Here is a 19,670-nt window from a genome sequence, read left to right on the forward strand (position 1 = left end):
GGCGGACACACCGGAGCGAGCTGACACGGCGGGTACAGCGGATACGGTCACCGCGCGCCGAGCGTGGCCAGTACGTCCACCGCGTCGGCCAGCCCGGCCGGATACCGGGCCCCCGGCGGCAGCTCGCCGGCCCAGCCGGGCCCGGCCGCCAGAACGACGGGCCGCCTGCGCGCGCCCCGTACGCCCCACTCGATCGCCCCGACCCGGGCCACGAGAGAGCGGCTGGCCGTGCTGCGGGACTGCGCCCAGAGCACCACCGCCGCTGGGCCGGTGCGCCGTACCGCCTCCTCCAGCGCCCCGGCGGGCAGGGCGGCGCCGAACATCCGGACCGGCACGGCCTGTTGGGCGAGGGCGGCGGCGAGCGCCTCCAGGGCCAGCGTATGGGTCTCGCCGGGCACACAGGCCAGCAGGGAGACACCCGCGCCCGGGGCCGGGGGCCGCGCGGCCGAGAACGCGCGCAGCGCGCCGGAGACATGCCACGACAGCAGGTGCTCGACTTCGATGTACCGCTCCCCCGCGGTCTCCCACTTGCTGCCCACCGCGTGCAGCGTCGGCATCATCACCTCGTCCCAGGCGGCCGGCAGTCCGTAGCGGTCGAGCACCGCCGTGAGCAGCTCCTCCATGGCCGGCGCGTCCAGCCGGACCGCCGCCCGGGCCAGGCCGCGGCACTCCCGGCGGGCCATGCCGAGCGGAAGCGGCCCGGGGGCCCGGGAGGCGGGCCCGGAACGTGGCACGGGCGCGTCGCGGGAGGTTCCGCCCAGGACGGTGCGGGCGGCCTCGGCCGGTGGCAGACCCGCGCTCGTCAGACGGCACATGTCCCGCAGAGCGGCGATGTCCGCTCCGGTCCAGCGTCGGTGTCTGCCGCCCTCCCGGGCGGCAGGGCCGATGCCGTAGCGACGGTCCCACGAGCGCAGCGTGGTCGGCGCGACGCCCAGGAGTCGGGCCACCGCACCGGTGGTCAGACCCCCGCTCGCCGGGTCCGCCGCAGGGCTCATCACTGGGTCCATAAATCCACCATACGATGCAAAAGCGATGCATGTTGCCCGAAATGCCGACGCGCTGTTCGCTGATGGCAACCGGGCCGGGAACAACAGGAATGAGAGGGGACGGACATGAAACTGAGCGACGAACTCCCCGTCGACCACCGGCTGGCGACGGTGTACCGGATGGGCGCGGGCCTCTGCGGCACCATCCTGCTCGCCTTCGGCATCCTCGGCTTCACGCAGCGGCTGAGCTTCTTCGACACCAGCGGCGACCGTATCGCCGGACTGTCGTCCAACGGCCTGCTGAGCCTGATCTCGGTGGTGGTCGGCGTGCTGCTGATCGCCGGGGCCGCGGTGGGCGGCAACGTCGCGTCCACGCTGAACATGACGATCGGCACGCTCTTCCTGCTGAGCGGCTTCGCCCACCTCCTCGTCCTGGACCGGTCCGCGAACATCCTGGACTTCGGCATGCCGAATGTGATCTTCAGCTTCGTGATGGGCCTGCTGATCCTCATGTTCGGGATGTACGGGCGGGTGACCGGCGGTCTGCCGCACGACAACCCGTACTGGCGTCACCGCCATCCGGAGCAGGCTGACCGCGAGGCCGCCGCCGCCCGCAGGAGTGCGGCGGCGCGCGGGACTCTCGGGCGGTGACGGTGCCGGGCGCGCGGGCTCCGGGCCTGCGAGTCCAGGTCGCCGCGCGTTCAGACCTTGCGATAGCGGGCGTTCGCCCAGGAGAACACTCCGAAGGCCACCAGTCCGAGGGCGATGACCACCAGGAGCCACGGCCCCGCCGGGGTGTCGGTGAAGGAGCGCAGGGTGTCGTCCATGCCCTTGGACCTGTCCGGCTGATGCTCGATCGCGGCGGCCACGGCGAAGCCGCCCGCCGTGGCGAAGACGATGCCCCGCGCCGTACCGCCGAACACTCCGGTGAAGTCGACGGCGCGACGGGTCCGCCGGGACATCTCCGACATCTTCAGGTGCTCGTGGAACTTCCGCAGGAGCGCCCGGCCCGCGATCCAGAGACCGGCGCACGCCACCACGGCCCCCGCGATGCCGACGATCCACTGGCCGCCGGGCCAGCCGAGCGCCTTGGCGGTGACGTCCTGCGACTGCTGGTCCGATGACCCGCCGCCGCTGCCCGAGTCGCCGGCGGCGAAGGACAGCACGGAGTAGGCGACGAAGCCGTAGAAGACGAAGCGGCCCGCCGCCATGGCCCGCTTGGTGGGCTTGCGCCCATCGGGCCCGGCCTGACCGAACAGCGCCTCCGACAGCCGCCAGAGCGCCATCCCCACCAGGGCGATGCCGAGCGCCCACAGCAGGACCTTGCCGAAGGGCTTCTCGGCTATCTCCGCGATCGCGCCGCCCCGGTCCGCCTGCTGTCCGCCGCCGGTGAGCGCGATCCGCAGGGCGAGGACGCCCACGAGGACGTAGATCACCCCACGGGCCCCGAACCCGGCACGGGCCCCTGCCTCGACCGCGGTGCTGTTCGCGGCCCGCTTGGCCCGGCCGCGTCCCTGCGCTGCTACTGAACGGGTATTCATGTCATTCCGATTGCCCCCATCGGGCGGATCGACGCAGAAACGACGCGACGCGCGGAGCGGACCGATGCGCGGCAGCGTGGTGGTGAAGGAGAAGACCACCCCCGCTCGCCGGAGGAGACATCATGACGATCAACCGTCTGCAGCGCACCGCGGCGGCCGCCGCGGCACTCGCCTTTCCCGCCTCTCTGGCGTTCTTCGCTCCGCAGGCCCAGGCCGTGACTCCCGCCGAACCGTACGGCCCCGCCTGCTCCTCCGTGCCCGCGGAGGGCGCGGGCAGCCTGGAGGGCATGGCGAAGGACCCGGTGGCCACCGCCGCGTCCAACAACCCCGAACTCTCCACCCTCGTCAGCGCGGTGGAGAAGGCAGGTCTGGTCGACACCCTGAACAACGCGAAGGACATCACGGTGTTCGCGCCGACCAACGATGCCTTCGACAAGATCCCGCAGGCGGACCTGGAGGCGCTGCTCAACGACAAGGCCGAGCTCACCAAGGTGCTGACGTACCACGTGGTGGGCGAGAAGATCACGACCCAGCAGCTGGAGGACGGCTCCTTCAAGACACTGGAAGGGAGCGACCTCACGACCAAGGGCTCCGGCACCGAGTTCACGGTGAACGACACCTCGAAGATCGTCTGCGGTGATGTGCCGACGGCCAACGCCACGGTCAACCTGGTCGACACGGTGCTCATGCCGCCGTCGTCGTGACGGTCCGGGCATCGACGGGCGGAGGTTCTATACGCTGAGGGCGTGACCAGCGCCGACGACCGACCGACCCGCAGCGGCGCCCCGGATTCCGGGGCGCCGCTCGCGGGCCTTCACGCGTTCGCGGTCGAGCTGCGCCGGATGAACGGCGAGATCAACCGGATGACCCACGGGTTCGCGGCGAGCCAGCAGCTGCACCCCACGGACGTGAGCGCGCTCGCCGCCATCCTCGACGCCCCGTCGCCCCTGACGCCGGGGGCGCTGCGCGAGCATCTGGGCCTCACCTCCGGCGCGGTGACGGCCTGTCTGGACCGGCTGGAGCGGGCCGGGCACATCCGGCGGGCCCGGGAGAGCGCCGACCGCCGGGTGGTGCACGTGTACTACGAGGCGAGCGCCCGGACGGCCGCGCGCGACTACTTCATGCCGCTCGCCGAGGCCACGGCACGGGCCAGGGCCCGCTTCAGCGAGGCCGAGCTGACGACCGCCCTGCGCTTCCTCGCCGCCATGAACGAGGAACTGGCCGAGGTCCCCCCGGCGCGTCGCTGAGATCGTCACCCCTTGCGGTTGCCTTCGCGAGTACTCGCGTAATGTATTTCAACGATTGAGATTGTTCATCGTCAAAGTATCTCCACCCCCGGGAGAGGCATGTCCACCCCTGCTCGGTCGGTCCGCCGACTCATCCCCGTCGTTCTGCTGATCGCCTGGCTCTGCATCGGCGGCGGGCTCGGCCCGTACGCCGGGAAGCTCGGCGAGGTCGCCACCAACGACCAGGCGGCCTTCCTGCCGCAGAACGCCGAGTCGACCCAAGTCATCGAGGCCCAGAAGGCGTTCCAGCAGAACGAGACCCTGCCGGTCATCCTCGTCTGGACCTCGGCGGAGAAGGACGCCCCGGTGGACGACGGGCAGCGCGAGGCCGCCACCGGCGCGCTCGCCTCGCTCGCCGGCGACGAAGGCGTCGTCGGAACCCCCTCCCCCGCGCTGCCCTCCGAGGACGGCCTCGCGCTCCAGGGCATCGTGCAGCTGAGCCCGGACCTCGGGGACGAGCTGCCGACGGTGCTGGAGGAGGTCGACAGGGCCGGTGCGTCCGTGTCCGGGACGACGGCCCGGCTCGCGGGTCCGGCCGCGAGCCAGGCCGATCTCTCCGACGCCTTCGCGGGCATCGACGGGCTGCTGCTCGGGGTCGCCCTGATCACGGTGCTCGTCATCCTGCTGCTGGTCTACCGCAGTGTGCTGCTGCCCTTCCTCATCATCATCGGCGCGGTGTTCGCCCTCGCCCTGTCCTGTGCGATCGTCTACGTCCTCGCCGACCACGACATCGTGCGCGTGGACGGTCAGGTGCAGGGCATTCTGTCGATCCTGGTGATCGGCGCGGCGACGGACTACGCACTGCTGCTCACCGCCCGGTTCCGGGAGGAACTCGCCGTCCACGGCGACCGGTTCACCGCGATGCGTGTCGCGCTGCGCGAGTCCTTCGGCCCGATCACGGCGAGCGCAGCGACGGTGGCGGCCGGACTGCTCGCGCTGCTGCTCAGCGACCTCACCAACAACCGGGCCCTCGGTCCCGTGGGCGCGATCGGCATCGTCTGCTCGGTCCTGAGCGCGCTCACCTTCCTGCCCGCCGTCCTGGTGCTGCTGGGCCGGAAGGCGTACTGGCCGGCGAAGCCCAAGCCCGCCGGCGACCACGACGCCTCCGGCGGCCGCGGCATCTGGCACAAGGTCGCGGCCCTCGTCGACCGGGCGCCCCGCAAGGTGTGGGCGATCACCCTGGCGGCGCTGATCGCCTGCGCCGCGTTCGCCCCCACGCTCACCTCCAAGGGCGTTCCGCTGGACGAGATCTTCGTCAACGACGCCCCGTCCGTGGCCGCCCAGGAGACGCTGAGCGAGCACTTCCCCGGCGGCTCCGGCAATCCGGCGGTGATCATCGCGTCGGCCGACCGGCTGACCGAGGTCACCGAGGCCGCCACCCGTACCGACGGGGTGGCCTCGGCCGCGCCGGTGAGCGCGAGCGGACGGCCGGGCGGCGAACCCCTCGTCGTCGACGGCAGGGTCCGCATCGACGCGACCCTGAAGGACGCGGCCGACAGCGACGGCGCCAAGGAGACGGTGGCGGCGCTGCGCACCGAGGTCCACGCCGTACCCGGATCGGACGCCCTGGTCGGCGGCTACACCGCCCAGCAGTACGACACCCAGCGCACAGCGGAGAACGACCGCACGCTGATCGTGCCGGTGGTGCTGGCGATCATCCTGGTGATCCTGGTCTTCCTGCTGCGGTCACTGCTGATGCCGGTGCTGCTCGTGGCGACCGTGGCGCTGAACTTCCTGGCCACGCTCGGCATCTCCTCGCTGGTCTTCACCCATGTGTTCGGCTTCAGCGGCACGGATTCATCGGTGCCGCTGTACGGGTTCGTGTTCCTGGTCGCCCTGGGCGTCGACTACAACATCTTCCTGATGTCCCGGGTCCGGGAGGAGTCACTGCGGCACGGCACCCGGGAGGGCATCCTGCGCGGGCTGACCACGACCGGCGGGGTCATCACCTCGGCGGGCGTCGTCCTGGCGGCCACGTTCGCCGCGCTCGGCGTGATCCCGCTGGCGTTCCTGCTCCAGATCGCGTTCATCGTGGCCTTCGGTGTCCTGCTGGACACGCTGGTCGTCCGGTCACTCCTCGTCCCGGCACTGGTACGGGACATCGGGCCGAAGGCGTGGTGGCCGGGGGCGCTGAGCCGCGAGACGCGCTGAGGCCGTCCTGCGCCGGTCCTAGGGCCGGCGCAGCGCGTCCCCCGGGGCCCAGCCCGGGTCCCGGTAGGCCGCCAGGGCCCAGATGACGAAGATGTCCAGAGCGATGACGATCACCGACCAGAGGGGCGCGTACGGCAGGAAGAGGAAGTGCGCGAAGAGGTTCAGGGAGGCGAACAGGATGCCGGTCACCCGAGCCCAGCCCGCCCCCTTGAGCACCCCGGCCCCGGTGACGGCCACACAGGCGCCGAGCACCAGATGGATCCAGCCCCAGCCGGTCAGGCTGATCCGGTAGAGGTACTCGCCGACATCGCCGTAGACGTCACCGTCGGCCAGGGCCGCGATGCCCTCCAGGGCCGCCAGGACGCCCTGGCAGAGCATCAGCACCCCGGCGAAGAGCACGCCGCCGGTCACCCAGGGGCTGTCCGGATCGGGCGTCGGTGCGGGCCCGGCCGGGCCGTCGCCGCGCTGCCACGGCGTGTCCGCCTGACCGGGTCCGGGCCGTGGCCCCTGGCCGAATCCGGTCGGCGTCACGGCATCGGGGCCGGAGGCCACGGGGCGGGACGGCGGCGGAGAGCCGGGCCGGGCCGGGTCCTCGGTCATGAGGACTCCTTCCGCGCCTGGCCGTCCTGCCCCTTCGCCCGCCTGCCGACCACCGCGGCGGCCGCGACCGCCGCGCCCGCGAAGGACAGCGCGACCATCCAGGGGCGGTCGAAGACATGACGGGTGGCGTGGTCCACGGAGTAGCGCCCGGGGCCGGTCAGCCCGATGGCCGCGGCGGTGAACCCGAGGAAGGCCGGGTACTCGTAGCCGCCGCCCTGTGCGAAGAAGCCCGCCGGGGCGTGCACGGCCACCGCACCGGCCATCGCCCCGGCGGCCGCCGCGCCCGCCGCCGGCGTGGCGAGGCCCAGCGCCAGCAGCACGCCGCCGCCCGCCTCGCCGAGCCCGGCGGCCACCGCGCTGTGCTTGGGCGGGTGGAATCCCATCGCCTCCATGGCGGCCGTGGTGCCCTGGATGCCGCCGCCGCCGAACCAGCCGGCCAGCTTCTGGCTGCCGTGGGCGGCGAGCACCGCGCCGGTGCCGACGCGCAGGGCGAGCAGACCGAGATCACGCCGGTCGACCCGGTTGACGCAGACCATGGGGGCTCCCGGGGTGAGGGGGTTTCGGTACGGATCCCACTCTCGTCGTCACGTGCCGGACGGGCGCGGCCGACTACGCCGTACGGGGCACGGGCTGGGCGCCGCAAGGGCCGCGGTGCGACGCATGTCATTGTGCAACTTGTTGCATAATGACAGGGGGCTGGTCTACAACTGACCCGACGACCCTGTGCGGAGGAGACCCCATGAGCGCCCCCCTGAGCCTGTACCCGAACCTGCTGAGCCCGCTGGACCTCGGGTTCACCACCCTTCCCAACCGGGTGCTCATGGGATCGATGCACATCGGTCTGGAGGAGGCCGAGCGCGGCTTCGAGCGGATGGCGGCCTTCTACGCCGAGCGCGCCCGGGGCGGCGTGGGCCTGATGGTCACCGGCGGTATCGCCCCCAGCGAGCGGGCCTGCTCCTTCCCCGGCGGGGCCAAGATGACGACCGAGGCGGAGGCGGAGCAGCACCGGGAGATCACCTCGGCGGTGCACGCGGCGGGTGGCCGGATCGCGATGCAGATCCTGCACTTCGGCCGGTACGCGCACCACCCCGACCTGGTGGCGCCGAGCGCGCTCAAGGCCCCGATCAGCGGATTCACCCCGAACGCCCTGACCGACGACCAGGTCGAGGAGACCATCGAGGAGTTCGTGCGGGCGGCGGAGCTGGCGCGGTTCGCCGGGTACGACGGCGTCGAGATCATGGGCTCCGAGGGCTATCTGATCAACGAGTTCATCGTCTCCGCGACGAATCACCGCACCGACCGCTGGGGCGGCAGCTACGAGAACCGCATGCGCCTGCCCGTCGAGATCGTGCGCCGGGTCCGCGAACGGGTCGGCGACGACTTCATCCTGATCTACCGGCTCTCCATGCTGGACCTGGTGCCGGGCGGCTCGACGCTGGAGGAGGTCGTGACGCTCGCGAAGGCGATCGAGGCGGCGGGCGCGACGATCATCAACACCGGCATCGGCTGGCACGAGGCACGCATCCCGACCATCGCCACCTCCGTGCCGCGCGGCGCGTTCAGCTGGGTGACCGAGAAGGTGCGCGGCGCGGTCTCCGTACCGCTGGTGACGAGCAACCGCATCAACACCCCCGAGGTCGCCGAGGAGATCCTCGCCTCCGGCCGCGCGGACATGGTCTCGATGGCCCGGCCGTTCCTGGCCGACCCGGAGTTCGTCGCGAAGGCGGCGGCCGGCCGGGCGGACGCGATCAACACGTGCATCGGCTGCAACCAGGCCTGCCTGGACCACATCTTCAGCCTCAAGATCACCTCCTGTCTGGTCAATCCGCGCGCCTGCCACGAGACCGAGCTGGTGCTCAGCCCGACCCGGACCCGCAAACGCGTCGCCGTGGTCGGCGCCGGTCCGGCGGGGCTCGCCTGCTCCGTGACGGCGGCCGAGCGGGGGCACGCGGTCACGCTGTTCGACACGGCGGACGAGATCGGCGGGCAGCTGAACGTGGCCCGCCGGGTGCCGGGCAAGGAAGAGTTCGACGAGACGCTGCGTTACTTCCGTACGCGACTGGCGGAGCTGGACGTCGAGGTGCGGCTGTCCACCCGGGCCGACGCCGGCACCCTGGACGGTTACGACGAGATCGTGCTCGCCACCGGCGTCGAGCCGCGTACCCCGGCGATCCCCGGCACCGACCACCCGAACGTCGTGAGCTACCTGGACGTGCTGCGCGACGGGGCGCCGGTCGGCGACCGGGTGGCGATCGTCGGCGCGGGCGGCATCGGCTTCGACGTCGCGGAGTTCCTGACCGACGGCGGCGACGCGGCGAGCCTGGACGCGGACACGTTCTTCCGGCAGTGGGGCGTGGACACGGCGTACGAGGACCGGGGCGGGCTGCGCGCCCCCGAACGTCCCAAGTCGCCGCGTACGGTGCACCTGGTGCAGCGCAGGAGCTCGAAGGTCGGCGCGGGGCTCGGCAAGACGACGGGCTGGATCCACCGCACCGAACTGCGCCACCGGGGCGTCGAGATGATCGCCGGAGCCTCCTACGACCTCATCGACGACGAGGGCCTCCACCTGACCGTCGACGGTGAGCGGCGGGTGCTGCCGGTCGACACGGTGGTGCTGTGCGCGGGCCAGGAGCCGCGCCGCGAGCTGTACGAGGAGCTGAGCGCGGGGGCCGTGCCGGTCCATCTGATCGGCGGCGCGGACGTGGCGGCCGAGCTGGACGCGAAGCGGGCCATCCGCCAGGGCACGGAGCTGGCCGCCACGCTCTGAGCCCGTCCTCCGGGGAGCCCGTACCGCTGTGCGCCCCCGTCCTTAGGATGCACTCCATGTCACTGCCGCACGCGATTCTCACCGCTCTGCTGGAGAAGCCGTCCTCGGGTCTGGAACTGACCCGCAGGTTCGACCGGTCGATCGGCTACTTCTGGTCGTCGACGCACCAGCAGATCTATCGCGAGCTGGGAAAACTGGAGCAGGCCGGGCGGATCAGGGCACTGCCCACGGCGGTACCGGCCCGGGGGCAGAAGAAGGAGTACGAGGTTCTGCCCGCGGGCCGCGAGGAACTGGCGGCCTGGGTCGCGCTCCCCGAGGATCCTCGGCCGGTCCGTGATCCGCTGCTGCTGCGGATGCGGGCGGCGGCGGTCGTCGGGGCGGACGGCATGGGCGCGGAGCTGCGTCGTCACCTCGCGCTGCACGAACGCCAGCTGGCTGAGTACCGCGAGATCGAGGAGCGCAGCTTCACCCCCGCGCCGACGACCGCCGAGGACCGGCTGCGGTATCTGGTGCTGCGGGGCGGCATCGACCTGGAGACGTTCTGGATCGGCTGGCTGACCCGGGCCATCGCGGACCTGGACGGCTGACCGCGGGGAGCGTTACGGGTGCGGCGCGCCGCCCGCCCGTACGGCCACCGGTTCCGGGGCGACCGCGAGGCGGGGGCTGCCGATGACCACCCGGGAGGGCACCGGGTCCACCGGGGCGGCGACCGGCTCCTCGGCCACGCCGCCCTGTTCCGTGTTCCGCGCCTGGGACCGGCTGAGGAGGATCACCCCGCGCACGGCCGCCGCCGTACCGAGGAGGGCGAGCACCAGACTGACCGGCCCGCCCTGGAGGCGCTCGCCGAGCAGGGCCAGGCCGATCGCGGCGGCGGCGACCGGGTTGGCGAGGGTGACCACCGCGAGCGGTGCGCCTAGCCCGCCCCGGTAGGCGGTCTGGGAGAGCAGCAGGCCGCCCATCGCGAAGGCGGAGACGAGCAGCGCCACCGTCAGCAGCCGCCAGCTGAACAGCGGGCCGCCGGAGTGGTCGGTGACGGCGACGGTGAGGGTCTGGGTGAGCGCGGAGGCGACCCCCGAGGTGATCCCGGAGGCCGCCGCGTGCCGCAGCCCTGGCCGGGCCCCGGGCCTGCCCAGTCCGGCGACGATCGCCATGGTGACCGCGCCCACGCCGAGCGCCTCGGGAAGGCTGAGCGTCTCGTGCGGGGCGGAGCCGCCCGCGGTCAGGAGCAGGGCGCCGAGGCCGAGCAGGGTCAGGGCGGTACCCCGCCACTCGACCCGGCCGACCCGGCGGCCTGCCGCACGCGCCCCGAGCGGCACGGCGACGACGAGCGTGAGCGCGCCGAGCGGCTGGACCAGGGTGAGCGGGCCGTAGTTGAGCGCGGCGACGTGCAGCAGCGCGCCCGCGGCGTTGAGGCCGACCGCCGACCACCAGGCGCCCCGGCCCAGCAGCCGCAGGACACCGGTGGAGGGGTCGGTGCGGCCGGCCAGCCGGGACTGGGCCACGGCGGCGGCCGCGTAGGCGGCGGCGGAGACGAGGGAGAGCGCGACGGCGAGCAGGGTGGCGCTCATCGCACGCCTCCGGCCCGGGCACGCGCCCGCGATCCGGCACCGGTGGCGGACTCGATGGACCGGGGCCGCGGAGCCGATGCACCGGCGGCGGGTTCGCAGGGCTGGGGCGGCCCGGCCGACGCACCGGCGCCGGGCCCGGAGGCCCCCGGCACGACGGCCTGCGCGAGGGCCGCGGGCCTCGCCGCGCCACCCGCGTACGCAGGTACGGGAGACCCGTCGCCGCTCCCCCACAGCTCCGGCCGGGGCAGCAGCGGGGGAGCGTTACGCACGGAGGGCGGCAGCCGGAACGCGGCGAGGGCGACGGCGAGCAGCGCCGCGACGACGATCGCGTCGAGCCAGTAGTGGTTGGCCGTGCCCACCACGACGAGCAGGGTGAGTGCCGGGTGCAGCAGCCACAGCCGGCGCCACCGGGAACGGGTGGCGGCGATCAGCCCCACGGCGACCATCACGGCCCAGCCGACGTGCAGCGAGGGCATCGCGGCGAACTGGTTCGCCATCGTGTCCGTCGCGGGCGTCTGTCCGTACACCGTCGGCCCGTAGACCTGCCCGGTGTCGGTCATTCCGGCGACCGGGAGCATCCGGGGCGGGGCCAGCGGGAACAGCAGGTGCAGTACCAGGGCGGCGGCGGTGAGCGCGGCGAGCACGCGGCGCGCCCAGACGTAGTGCCGGGGGCGGCGCCAGTAGAGCCAGACCAGGAAGAGGGCCGTGGCCGGGAAGTGCACGGTGGCGTAGTAGGTGTTCGCCGCGTGGATCAGGGGCCGGCCGTGCAGCAGCAGCTCCTGGACCGCGCCTTCGCCGGGCAGGTGCAGGGCGCGTTCGAGGTCCCACACGTTCCCCGCGTTGCGGAACGCCTCCTCGACATGACCGTTGGCGGCCCGGCGGCCGAACTTGTAGGCCAGGAAGAGTCCGGCCACGAGAAGGAACTCGCGGACGAGGGGCGGTCGGGCACGTATGTCCGGCTCCTGGTCCGTGGGCTCGGTGCGGGCGTACGTCACCCGGTGCCCCCTTGGATGCGAAGCGGTGTCAGGACGGCCCGGTGAGATCCACGCCGTATCGATACGCCAGTGTACCGATACGTTGGCGTATCGGTACACGTACGTATCGGTACACTGGCGTATCGAGAACCTCGCCGCACCGCCGCAGGAGGTAGAGCCCATGCCGTCCCCCGATTCCGCACCGGAGTCAGCCCTCGTGTCCCGCCGGTCGAAAATCACACCGGAGCGGGCGCAAGAGCTCTACGCGGCGGTGCTGGAGCTGTTGCGGGAGAGCGGCTACGAATCGCTGACGATGGAGGGCGTCGCCTCGCGCACGCGCTGCGGCAAGTCGACGCTGTACCGGCAGTGGGGCTCCAAGCCGGAGCTGGTGGTGGCCGCTCTGCACGGCACCCGCCGGATGCGGCTGCCGAACATCGATACCGGGACGCTGGCCGGGGACCTGCTGGCGGCCGCGCGGGCGATCGGCGAGGCCTCGGAGAGCGACACCCCGCTGATGCACGCCCTCAGCCATGCCGCGCTGCAGAGCCCGGAGCTGCTGTGCGCGCTGCGCGAGGCGCTGATCCTGCCGGAGATCGCGGCGATCGACGCGATGGTCCGGCGGGGCCAGGCGCGCGGCGAGATCGCGGCGGACCTCCCGGGGGCCGAGTTCGTGGCGGCCCAGCTGCTCGGCGTGATGCGCGCCCGGCCGCTGCTGGAGGGGCGTTACGCCGACGCGGCGTATCTGACCAGGTTCGTGGAGATGGCGGTTCTCCCGAGCCTCGGGCTCACGGCGGGAGCGCCGGAGTCCTGACAGACGTGGACCGGTCCCAGCGGATGGGGACGGTCCACCCGCGCCGCACCGTGGGGACGGGGGCGGCGCACCGCCCGGCCGGCCGGTGACCTCTGCGGAGGTCACCGGCCGCCCGTGTATCCACACCCACGGCACGGCCCATCCGCTCCTGCCCCTATCGCGCCTAACAAGCGCTTGGTAGATTCCGACGCAGGAGGGCGACCATGGACGACCAGTCCCACGCGACGGACTTCACCGGGCGGGCGGTGCTCGTCACCGGCGGCACCAGGGGCCTGGGGGCCGCGATCGCGCGGGCCTTCCTCGCGGGCGGCGCGGACGTCCTGGTCTGCGGGCGGGGCGCACCTGCCGAGCCTCCTTCGGCGGGCGGGCGCGAAGCCGTGTTCCGGGCCGCCGACCTGCGGGATCCGGTGGAGGCGGCCGATCTCGTCGCCGCGACCGCCGAGCGGTTCGGGCGGCTCGATGTGCTGGTGAACAACGCCGGCGGCTCACCGGACGCCGACGCGGCGACGATCTCGCCGCGCTTCGTGGAGAAGGTGGTCGCGCTCAACCTCCTGGCACCCTTCTACACAGCCCAGGCGGCGAACCTGGTGATGCGGGAACAGCCGGACGGCGGGGCCGTGATCAACATCGGCAGCGTCTCCGCCCACCACCCGCAGCCGGGCACCGCCGCCTACTCCGCGGCCAAGGCGGGCCTGCTCGGGCTGACCCGGGCACTGGCCCTCGAATGGGCGCCGAGGGTCCGGGTCAACCACATCACGGCGGGCCTCATCCGCACCGAGAACGCCACCGCGCTGTACGGCGACGACGACGGGGCGGCGGTGGCGGGCATCGTTCCGATGGGGCGGCTGGCGGAACCGGACGATGTGGCGCGGGCCTGCCTCTGGCTGGCCTGCGGACTCTCCTCGTACGTCAACGGCGCCGACCTCGCCGTGCACGGGGGCGGCGAGATCCCGGCCAGGCACATGGCCGGCCGCCGCCCCACACCCCATTAATAGTCACCTTGACTCTAATACCCCTCCCCCCTTATCGTCGTCATGACGAAATCGAGGGGGTCTCCATCATGGCCGACATCACCCGGCGCTTCGGCTGGCGCCACCTGCGCTCCGCGCCCACCGCCCACATCCGCCACCACAAGCGCGGGAAGCTCACCCACGACGGCCAGGGGCTGAGCTTCTGGTACCGGTCGCTCTCGGCGGCGCTCTCCGAAGTGCCGGTCGACGACCGGGAGCTGGCCATGGCGTTCCACGCCCGTACGGCGGACTTCCAGGACGTCACCGTGCAGGCCACCGTCACCTACCGGATCAGCGCTCCGGCCGAGGCGGCGAACCGGCTCGACTTCTCCGTGGACCCGGACACCGGCAGCTGGCGCGGCGCACCGCTGGAACAGATCGCCACCCTGCTCACCGAGACCGCGCAGCAGCACACGCTGGACGTGCTGGCCCGCACCCCGCTCGCGGCGGCCCTGGTGGACGGTGTCGCCTCGGTGCGCGAGCGGGTCGCCACCGGTCTCGCCGCCGAGCCCCGGCTCCCGGCCACCGGCATCGACGTGGTGGCCGTGCGCGTCGTCGCGATCCGCCCTGAGGCCGAGGTCGAGCGCGCCCTGCGCACCCCGGCCCGCGAGCAGATCCAGCAGGAGGCGGACCGGGCGACCTACGAACGGCGGGCCGTGGCCGTCGAGCGCGAACGCGCCATCGCCGAGAACGAGCTGGCCAGCCAGATCGAACTGGCCCGGCGCGAGGAGCAGTTGGTCGACCAGCGCGGCACCAACGCCCGCCGCGAGGCCGAGGAGAAGGCCGGGGCCGACGGCGTACGGACCGAGGCGCAGGCGGCCCGCACGGTGCGCCTGGCGCGGGCGGAGGCCGAGGCGGCGCGCGAGACCGGCGCGGCCCGGGCCGAGGCACAGGCCGCCTGGCTGCGGGTGCACGGCGAGGTCGACCCGGCCACGCTGCACGCCCTGGCGGCGACCCGGCTCGCGGAGAACCTGCCGCGCATCGAGAGCCTCACCCTCTCCCCCGACGTCCTCACCGGGCTGCTCGCCAAGCTCGGCCGCCCGGAAGGCGGGACGGGCGCGTGAGCCTGGCGCCCCGGGCGGTGCTCGTCCACCGGCGGACCGAGTACGAGGAGCTGCTCGCCCGGCACGGGACGCACGGGCAGGCCGCGTTCTTCCTGTCCAGCCGGGGCCGCTCGATCGACGAGGTGGCCCGCCGCCACGAGGACACCCGGCAGGCGCTGCGCGAGGTGGCGGCGGCGGTGCCGCTCACCTGGCGCAGTACCCGGGTGGAGCGGGCGGACCTGGACCGGTTCCTGTTCGCCCCGGAGGACGTGGTGGTCGTGGTCGGCCAGGACGGCCTGGTCGCCAACACCGCGAAGTACCTGTCCGGGCAGCCGGTGGTGGGCATCGACACCGACCCCGGACGCAACCCCGGCGTCCTGGTCCGGCACCGCCACGCCGACGCGGCCGCCCTGCTGCGCGCCGCGACCGCCGCCGGGGGCGGGGCCGAGGAGCTGACGATGGTCGAGGCCGTCGCCGACGACACGCAGCGCCTGCTCGCCCTCAACGAGATCTACCTCGGGCCGCCCGGCCATCAGACGGCCCGCTACCGCCTGGGCGACGACGGCGAGGCGGCCCCCGGCGAGGCCCAGGCCTCCTCCGGGGTGCTGGTCGGCACCGGCACGGGCGCCACCGGCTGGCTCCGCTCGCTGTGGCTGGAGCGCGGCGCCACCGTGCCGCTGCCCGCGCCGTGCGACGCGCGGCTCCTGTGGTTCGTGCGCGAGGCCTGGCCCTCACCGGCGACCGGTACGTCGAGGGTGGCGGGCGAACTGGGGCGCGGGCAGGGGCTGCGGCTGACCGTGGAGTCGGACCGGATCGTGGTCTTCGGCGACGGGATGGAGTCCGACGCGCTGGAGCTGACCTGGGGGCAGAGCGTACGGCTCGGCATCGCGGAGAGGTCGCTGCGGCTGGTGACCTGAGCGCGCCCGCCCCGGCCGCTTGGCTACGGTGGCCCGTACTCGTACCCGTACCCGTACCGGAGAGCGGAGCGCCGACATCATGTCAGCCGACCCTGTCACCGAACCCGCCCGCAACACCCGTCCGCCCACGGCCCAGGCCGCCCTCGGGGTCGGAGTGATCGTCGAGGACCACCGGGGGCTCATTCTGCTGGGCCGGCACCACAGCGGTACGTGGGAGCTGCCGGGCGGAAAGGTCGACGCGACGCACGAGTCGATCGCCGAGGCGGCCGCACGGGAGCTGCGCGAGGAGACGGGCCTGGTGGTCGACGAGACGTCCGTGGAGATCATCGCGATGGTCCACGACGTGATCGGCGGGATCAACCGCATCAGCATGGCGGCCGTCGTGGGCCTCGCCTCCGGCGTCCCGGAGGTGACCGAGCCGCACCTGATCAGCGCGTGGCGGTGGACCGCGCCCGAGGAGCTGCCGGCCCCGCTGTTCGACCCGTCGGCCCAGATCCTGGCGGCCTGGCGGCCGGAGCTGGGCATCGCCCACCCGCCCGCGCACGTGCTGCGGATCGCCGGATGCGGACCAATCGGACCAGCTGTATGAATAAGGGACCATCCGCGCGATCGGAGTAGGCCCATGGACGACTACCCGCTGCTGAACCTCTTCCTGACCATGCTGTACCTGTTCCTGTGGGTCATGTGGTTCTTCCTGCTGTTCAAGGTGATCACCGACCTCTTCCGGGACCACTCGCTGAACGGCTGGGCCAAGGCGGGCTGGCTGGTCTTCGTCATTCTGCTGCCCTATCTGGGCGTACTGGTCTACCTCATCGTCCGCGGACGCAGCATGCACGAACGCGACGAGAAGCTGGCCAAGGACTCGGAGGCCGCCTTCCGGAAGTACGTCCAGGACGCGGCGGCAACGCAGGGCGGGTCCGGCGGGAACAGCCATGTGAACGATCTGGCGAAGCTCGCGGAGCTCAAGGACAAGGGTGCGCTCAACGCCGAGGAGTACGAGCGCGCGAAGGCGAAGCTGCTGGCCTGAGGCCGGGCGGCGAAGACTCCATCGCCGGTACGGGAACATCGGACCGGCCGACGCCGTGCCACCGCCTCGACCGGTCGAGGCGGTGGCACGGCGCTTCTCTGTCGCCCGATCAGCCGCGCTCGGCCGGCTGTGCCCGATCGGCCGCGCCCACCGCCGTCCTCACCAGTTCCCGCACCTGGCGCACGATGTCCGTGCGGTTGCGCTCGAACTCCGGGTCGGTGACCGTGCCGGTCTGCGGGTTCGAGTTCTCCGCGCCGAACCGCAGGACCGGGGTGTGCAGATGACCGCCCGGGAGCTTCGGGAGCCCGAGCCGGTCGCGGAGCAGGGTGACCCGGTAGGCGATCTCGTTGGAGAGGTAGTCACCGCCGCCCCCGGCCCGGGCCGCCGAGCCGGGGGTGGGCCCGTCCGGCCGGGTCACCGGCTCGGTGCCGCCCGCCGGGATCTCGGTGACCTCGGTGTTGTCGTACACCGGGAAGCGGCCCGTGTCCGCTTCGGCGAGCTGTCGGTACGGGAGCGTGGTGGAGGTCCACTGCGGCTGTGAGCCGGGGTCGGTGACGGGCACGGGGCCGGTGCTCGCCAGGTTCTCGTTGTCGGGGAAGCCGCCGCGCCAGGCGCCGTTGGTGCGCTCCACGTCGAAGCGGCCCTCACGGCCCTGGCTGACGGTGGTGAACAGGTCCAGACGGGGCAACTGCCGGGCGAGGGCCCGCTCGACGGTTCCCTCGGCGAAGTCCGCCCAGCGCACGGGGAAGACGACGGTCTCGATCCGGGCCGGGCCATCGGCGGTCCGCACCAGGGTGCCGTCCAGGGCGAGCGCGCTCGCGCCCGAGGGATTGCCGATCCGGGCGTCCCTGTCCAGGGTGAACGGGTCGAAGCCGGTGACGAGCACCCGCTTCACCCGGTGACCCGGGTAGTGGATGTCCGCCTGGCCGCGCGAGGATGTCTCCAGGGCGGTGTGCAAAGCCCTGCGCTGCTCGTCGTCGAGCCCGAACCGGGGTTCCCACGTGCGCAGTTCACGGCTGAGCGCGAGCCGGGCCCAGTACAGCGGGCGGTCGTCGCCCCGGCTCAGATCGCCCGTGGCGGGTCCGCGGCCCTGGGCGCGGTCCACGGCGCGCCGCCACAGCTCCGCGGCATGGCGGGTCACCGTTCGCTCCGCCTGCGCGTAGCTCCGGGCGTCTTTCAGGGCGCGCTGGAAACGCGGGGCGAAGGCGTCGAACGCGCTGCGCTTCAGGATCTCCTGCGGGGCTGCCCGGTCGAGGCGCTGCTCCTCGACGGTCGCCTCCGTGGGTATGCGGGCGGTGTCCGCCGGGGAGGCCGTGGCGGGCAGGACGGTGCCCGCGACGGCGAGCAGGAGCGCCAGGCCGCCCAGACCGAGCCGGGTGGTGGTGGGGAGCTGATACGTCACGTGGACCCTTTCGACGATGCGAACGGTCGCAGTATCGCGGTGTCACGGGAGGCGATGCCATGGGGCAGCCGCCGAGTCGCTCCCGCGATCAGCCCTTCGGACTGCGCCCTTAGCGGGACAACGCCGCCCTGCGGGATTCGCAGAAGGCGAACGCGAACGGCCCCAGCACCGCCGCGCCCGCACTCGCGGCGAGCACCGCGCCGGGCCGGAACCACTCCGGGAGACCGGCGAAGAGCTCGCCGGAGGTGAACACCACGCCGATGAGCATCACCGCCGCCAGCAGGATGCCCCCTGTCGCCACGACGGCGCCGCACCGGCCGAGGAACCTCCGTGCCCGCGCCCGACCCGTACAACCAGGCGAACGCGTCGAACCGGCCGACACCGGTCGAGCCGTCTCAGCGCCTGTTCCACCCCGGCAGTCGCTCGGTCGTGCCTCCGAGCGTGGTCGGGCCGGCGCGCGGCGTCAAGGTCGCCCGGAAGTCCGGTGGTTCCTTGGCAGAACTTCGACAACGGCGCGACCGTCCAGAAGCTGGGCGACGTCCAGGACGGCTACGACATCATCGCGGTCGCCTTCGCCGACTCCACCAGCACTGCCGGCGAGATCGAGTTCAACCTCGCCCCGGAGGTCGGTTACGCATCGGAGGACGACTTCAAGGCCGACATCGCCGCCAATCAGGAGGCCGGCAAGTCCGTCATCATCTCCGTCGGCGGCGAACTCGGGACCGTGGCGGTCAACGACTCCGCGTCGGCCCAGAAGTTCGCCGACAGCACCTACGCCCTCATGCAGGAGTACGGCGTCGACATCGACCTGGAGCACGGCGTCAACGCCCAGTACATGGGCGAGGCATCGAAGTCGCTGTCCGAGAAGGCCGGTGACGGCATGGTCCTCACGATGGCGCCGCAGACGCTGGACATGCAGAACACCGACACCGAGTACTTCAAGCTGGCACTCGACGTGAAGGACATTCTGACCGTCGTCAACATGCAGTACGAAAACAGCGGTTCGATGGCCGGCTGTGACGGCAACGTCCACGCCCAGGGCACGGTCGACTTCCTGACCGCGCTGGCCTGCATCCAACTGGAGAACGGCCTCGACGCGGACCAGGTCGGCATCGGCACCCCCGCCTCCACCAGCGGCGCCGGCTCCGGCTACGTCGACCCCGCGGTCGTGAACGACGCGCTGGACTGCCTGACCAAGGGCGAGAACTGCGGCGCGTTCAAGCCCGAGAAGACCTACCCGCAGCTGCGCGGCGCGATGACCTGGTCCACCAACTGGGACGCGTCGAACGGCGACAACTGGGTCAACGGCGTGGCACCGCACGTCCACGAACTCCCGTAGTTCGCCCCTGCGCCACGATGACCACCCGAGCCCGGCCGCACCACACCCCGGCGACCGGGCTCGCGGTACCCCAACCGTCCCCAGAAATGATCAAGGGCCGGACTCGGATTGCTCCGAAACCGGCCCTGACCTGCGACTGTCTCCAGTCGGGACGACAGGATTTGAACCTGCGACCCCTTGACCCCCAGTCAAGTGCGCTACCAAGCTGCGCCACGTCCCGCCGCGTTTCCCCCCGGTCGTCCCGGGCG

20 protein-coding genes, 1 tRNA gene and 1 pseudogene are annotated in these 19,670 nt (G+C 72.7%); 13 read left to right on the forward strand and 9 right to left on the reverse strand.

Annotated elements, in window-relative coordinates; translation table 11 throughout:
* Positions 1–47: 47 nt before the first annotated feature.
* Positions 48–1,007: a MerR family transcriptional regulator gene (locus AC0VY3_RS20745; protein WP_475550254.1), complete on the reverse strand. Its 960-nt coding sequence runs from the start codon at positions 1,005–1,007 to the stop codon at positions 48–50.
* Between the two features lie 105 nt (positions 1,008–1,112).
* Here AC0VY3_RS20745 and AC0VY3_RS20750 point away from each other — a divergent pair, with 105 nt between their 5' ends.
* Positions 1,113–1,637, forward strand: coding sequence for a DUF4383 domain-containing protein (locus AC0VY3_RS20750; RefSeq protein WP_475550255.1), 525 nt, complete (start codon positions 1,113–1,115; stop codon positions 1,635–1,637).
* A gap of 50 nt (positions 1,638–1,687) precedes the next feature.
* On the opposite strand, the gene AC0VY3_RS20755 is transcribed toward AC0VY3_RS20750, so the two are convergent.
* Positions 1,688–2,527 (reverse strand): DUF1206 domain-containing protein, encoded by an 840-nt coding sequence (locus AC0VY3_RS20755; RefSeq protein ID WP_475550256.1) that lies wholly within the window; start codon positions 2,525–2,527, stop codon positions 1,688–1,690.
* A gap of 122 nt (positions 2,528–2,649) precedes the next feature.
* On the opposite strand from AC0VY3_RS20755, the gene AC0VY3_RS20760 reads away from it, so the two are divergent.
* From AC0VY3_RS20760 to AC0VY3_RS20770, 3 genes are all read left to right on the forward strand, one after another.
* Positions 2,650–3,231, forward strand: a complete 582-nt coding sequence (locus AC0VY3_RS20760; RefSeq protein ID WP_475550257.1) for a fasciclin domain-containing protein — start codon at positions 2,650–2,652, stop codon at positions 3,229–3,231.
* A gap of 42 nt (positions 3,232–3,273) precedes the next feature.
* Positions 3,274–3,774: a MarR family winged helix-turn-helix transcriptional regulator gene (locus AC0VY3_RS20765; protein WP_475550258.1), complete on the forward strand. Its 501-nt coding sequence runs from the start codon at positions 3,274–3,276 to the stop codon at positions 3,772–3,774.
* Positions 3,775–3,873: 99 nt separating this feature from the next.
* A complete protein-coding gene (locus tag AC0VY3_RS20770) occupies positions 3,874–5,964 on the forward strand; it encodes an MMPL family transporter (protein WP_475550259.1) in 2,091 nt (696 codons plus the stop codon).
* An 18-nt stretch (positions 5,965–5,982) separates the two neighbouring features.
* On the opposite strand, the gene AC0VY3_RS20775 is transcribed toward AC0VY3_RS20770, so the two are convergent.
* On the reverse strand, positions 5,983–6,564 hold the full coding sequence (locus AC0VY3_RS20775; RefSeq protein ID WP_475550260.1) for a DUF7144 family membrane protein: 582 nt from the start codon (positions 6,562–6,564) through the stop codon (positions 5,983–5,985).
* Positions 6,561–7,100, reverse strand: coding sequence for a DoxX family protein (locus tag AC0VY3_RS20780; protein WP_475550261.1), 540 nt, complete (start codon positions 7,098–7,100; stop codon positions 6,561–6,563). Before AC0VY3_RS20780 ends, AC0VY3_RS20775 begins: the two co-directional genes overlap by 4 nt.
* A gap of 215 nt (positions 7,101–7,315) precedes the next feature.
* Between AC0VY3_RS20780 and AC0VY3_RS20785 the strand changes: the two genes are divergently transcribed.
* Positions 7,316–9,331, forward strand: a complete 2,016-nt coding sequence (locus tag AC0VY3_RS20785) for an oxidoreductase (RefSeq protein WP_475551712.1) — start codon at positions 7,316–7,318, stop codon at positions 9,329–9,331.
* A gap of 56 nt (positions 9,332–9,387) precedes the next feature.
* A complete protein-coding gene (locus tag AC0VY3_RS20790) occupies positions 9,388–9,918 on the forward strand; it encodes a PadR family transcriptional regulator (protein ID WP_103507129.1) in 531 nt (176 codons plus the stop codon).
* A 12-nt stretch (positions 9,919–9,930) separates the two neighbouring features.
* On the opposite strand, the gene AC0VY3_RS20795 is transcribed toward AC0VY3_RS20790, so the two are convergent.
* A complete protein-coding gene (locus AC0VY3_RS20795) occupies positions 9,931–10,899 on the reverse strand; it encodes a DMT family transporter (protein WP_475550262.1) in 969 nt (322 codons plus the stop codon).
* The gene (locus tag AC0VY3_RS20800; protein WP_475550263.1) at positions 10,896–11,894 is read right to left on the reverse strand and encodes a phosphatase PAP2 family protein; all 999 of its coding nucleotides are present in this window, start codon (positions 11,892–11,894) and stop codon (positions 10,896–10,898) included. The genes AC0VY3_RS20795 and AC0VY3_RS20800 overlap by 4 nt, the downstream gene beginning before the upstream one ends.
* A 160-nt stretch (positions 11,895–12,054) precedes the next feature.
* Between AC0VY3_RS20800 and AC0VY3_RS20805 the strand changes: the two genes are divergently transcribed.
* The 6 genes from AC0VY3_RS20805 to AC0VY3_RS20830 all read left to right on the forward strand — a co-directional run bounded on the left by AC0VY3_RS20805 (position 12,055) and on the right by AC0VY3_RS20830 (position 16,681).
* Positions 12,055–12,684: a TetR/AcrR family transcriptional regulator gene (locus AC0VY3_RS20805; protein ID WP_475550264.1), complete on the forward strand. Its 630-nt coding sequence runs from the start codon at positions 12,055–12,057 to the stop codon at positions 12,682–12,684.
* Positions 12,685–12,887: 203 nt separating this feature from the next.
* A complete protein-coding gene (locus AC0VY3_RS20810) occupies positions 12,888–13,676 on the forward strand; it encodes an SDR family oxidoreductase (protein WP_475550265.1) in 789 nt (262 codons plus the stop codon).
* A gap of 68 nt (positions 13,677–13,744) precedes the next feature.
* Positions 13,745–14,758 carry an SPFH domain-containing protein gene (locus AC0VY3_RS20815; protein ID WP_103510783.1) on the forward strand — a complete coding sequence of 338 codons (1,014 nt, stop codon included), beginning with the start codon at positions 13,745–13,747 and terminating at the stop codon, positions 14,756–14,758.
* Positions 14,755–15,654, forward strand: coding sequence for a hypothetical protein (locus tag AC0VY3_RS20820; protein ID WP_103510782.1), 900 nt, complete (start codon positions 14,755–14,757; stop codon positions 15,652–15,654). Before AC0VY3_RS20815 ends, AC0VY3_RS20820 begins: the two co-directional genes overlap by 4 nt.
* Before the next feature lie 79 nt (positions 15,655–15,733).
* Entirely contained in the window at positions 15,734–16,243 is a 510-nt protein-coding gene (locus tag AC0VY3_RS20825; protein ID WP_103510781.1) for a nucleotide triphosphate diphosphatase NUDT15, read from the forward strand.
* A gap of 33 nt (positions 16,244–16,276) precedes the next feature.
* Complete coding sequence (locus AC0VY3_RS20830) at positions 16,277–16,681, forward strand: SHOCT domain-containing protein (RefSeq protein ID WP_475550266.1); 405 nt, start codon at positions 16,277–16,279, stop codon at positions 16,679–16,681.
* 109 nt (positions 16,682–16,790) lie between these two features.
* Here AC0VY3_RS20830 and AC0VY3_RS20835 read toward each other — a convergent pair whose 3' ends face one another.
* Both AC0VY3_RS20835 and AC0VY3_RS20840 read right to left on the reverse strand, forming a co-directional pair.
* Positions 16,791–18,083: a pyroglutamyl-peptidase I gene (locus AC0VY3_RS20835; RefSeq protein WP_475550267.1), complete on the reverse strand. Its 1,293-nt coding sequence runs from the start codon at positions 18,081–18,083 to the stop codon at positions 16,791–16,793.
* Positions 18,084–18,192: 109 nt separating this feature from the next.
* Positions 18,193–18,384 (reverse strand): hypothetical protein, encoded by a 192-nt coding sequence (locus AC0VY3_RS20840; RefSeq protein WP_475551799.1) that lies wholly within the window; start codon positions 18,382–18,384, stop codon positions 18,193–18,195.
* Between the two features lie 66 nt (positions 18,385–18,450).
* Between AC0VY3_RS20840 and AC0VY3_RS20845 the strand changes: the two are divergent.
* Positions 18,451–19,422 (forward strand): annotated as a pseudogene (locus AC0VY3_RS20845) (chitinase); the annotation flags it as partial.
* A gap of 146 nt (positions 19,423–19,568) precedes the next feature.
* Here the strand turns inward: AC0VY3_RS20845 and AC0VY3_RS20850 are convergent.
* A tRNA-Pro gene (locus AC0VY3_RS20850) sits at positions 19,569–19,642 on the reverse strand.
* Positions 19,643–19,670 lie beyond the last annotated feature (28 nt).

It is taken from the genome of Streptomyces sp. iso_384 (assembly GCF_056172905.1).

Bases quoted from the DNA above. Each gene is read 5' to 3' on its own strand.
- AC0VY3_RS20745 (WP_475550254.1), bottom strand. From the start codon at position 1,007: ATGGACCCAGTGATGAGCCCTGCGGCGGACCCGGCGAGCGGGGGTCTG.
- AC0VY3_RS20750 (WP_475550255.1), top strand. From the start codon at position 1,113: ATGAAACTGAGCGACGAACTCCCCGTCGACCACCGGCTGGCGACGGTG.
- AC0VY3_RS20755 (WP_475550256.1), bottom strand. From the start codon at position 2,527: ATGAATACCCGTTCAGTAGCAGCGCAGGGACGCGGCCGGGCCAAGCGG.
- AC0VY3_RS20760 (WP_475550257.1), top strand. From the start codon at position 2,650: ATGACGATCAACCGTCTGCAGCGCACCGCGGCGGCCGCCGCGGCACTC.
- AC0VY3_RS20770 (WP_475550259.1), top strand. From the start codon at position 3,874: ATGTCCACCCCTGCTCGGTCGGTCCGCCGACTCATCCCCGTCGTTCTG.
- AC0VY3_RS20775 (WP_475550260.1), bottom strand. From the start codon at position 6,564: ATGACCGAGGACCCGGCCCGGCCCGGCTCTCCGCCGCCGTCCCGCCCC.
- AC0VY3_RS20780 (WP_475550261.1), bottom strand. From the start codon at position 7,100: ATGGTCTGCGTCAACCGGGTCGACCGGCGTGATCTCGGTCTGCTCGCC.
- AC0VY3_RS20790 (WP_103507129.1), top strand. From the start codon at position 9,388: ATGTCACTGCCGCACGCGATTCTCACCGCTCTGCTGGAGAAGCCGTCC.
- AC0VY3_RS20795 (WP_475550262.1), bottom strand. From the start codon at position 10,899: ATGAGCGCCACCCTGCTCGCCGTCGCGCTCTCCCTCGTCTCCGCCGCC.
- AC0VY3_RS20805 (WP_475550264.1), top strand. From the start codon at position 12,055: ATGCCGTCCCCCGATTCCGCACCGGAGTCAGCCCTCGTGTCCCGCCGG.
- AC0VY3_RS20810 (WP_475550265.1), top strand. From the start codon at position 12,888: ATGGACGACCAGTCCCACGCGACGGACTTCACCGGGCGGGCGGTGCTC.
- AC0VY3_RS20815 (WP_103510783.1), top strand. From the start codon at position 13,745: ATGGCCGACATCACCCGGCGCTTCGGCTGGCGCCACCTGCGCTCCGCG.
- AC0VY3_RS20825 (WP_103510781.1), top strand. From the start codon at position 15,734: ATGTCAGCCGACCCTGTCACCGAACCCGCCCGCAACACCCGTCCGCCC.
- AC0VY3_RS20830 (WP_475550266.1), top strand. From the start codon at position 16,277: ATGGACGACTACCCGCTGCTGAACCTCTTCCTGACCATGCTGTACCTG.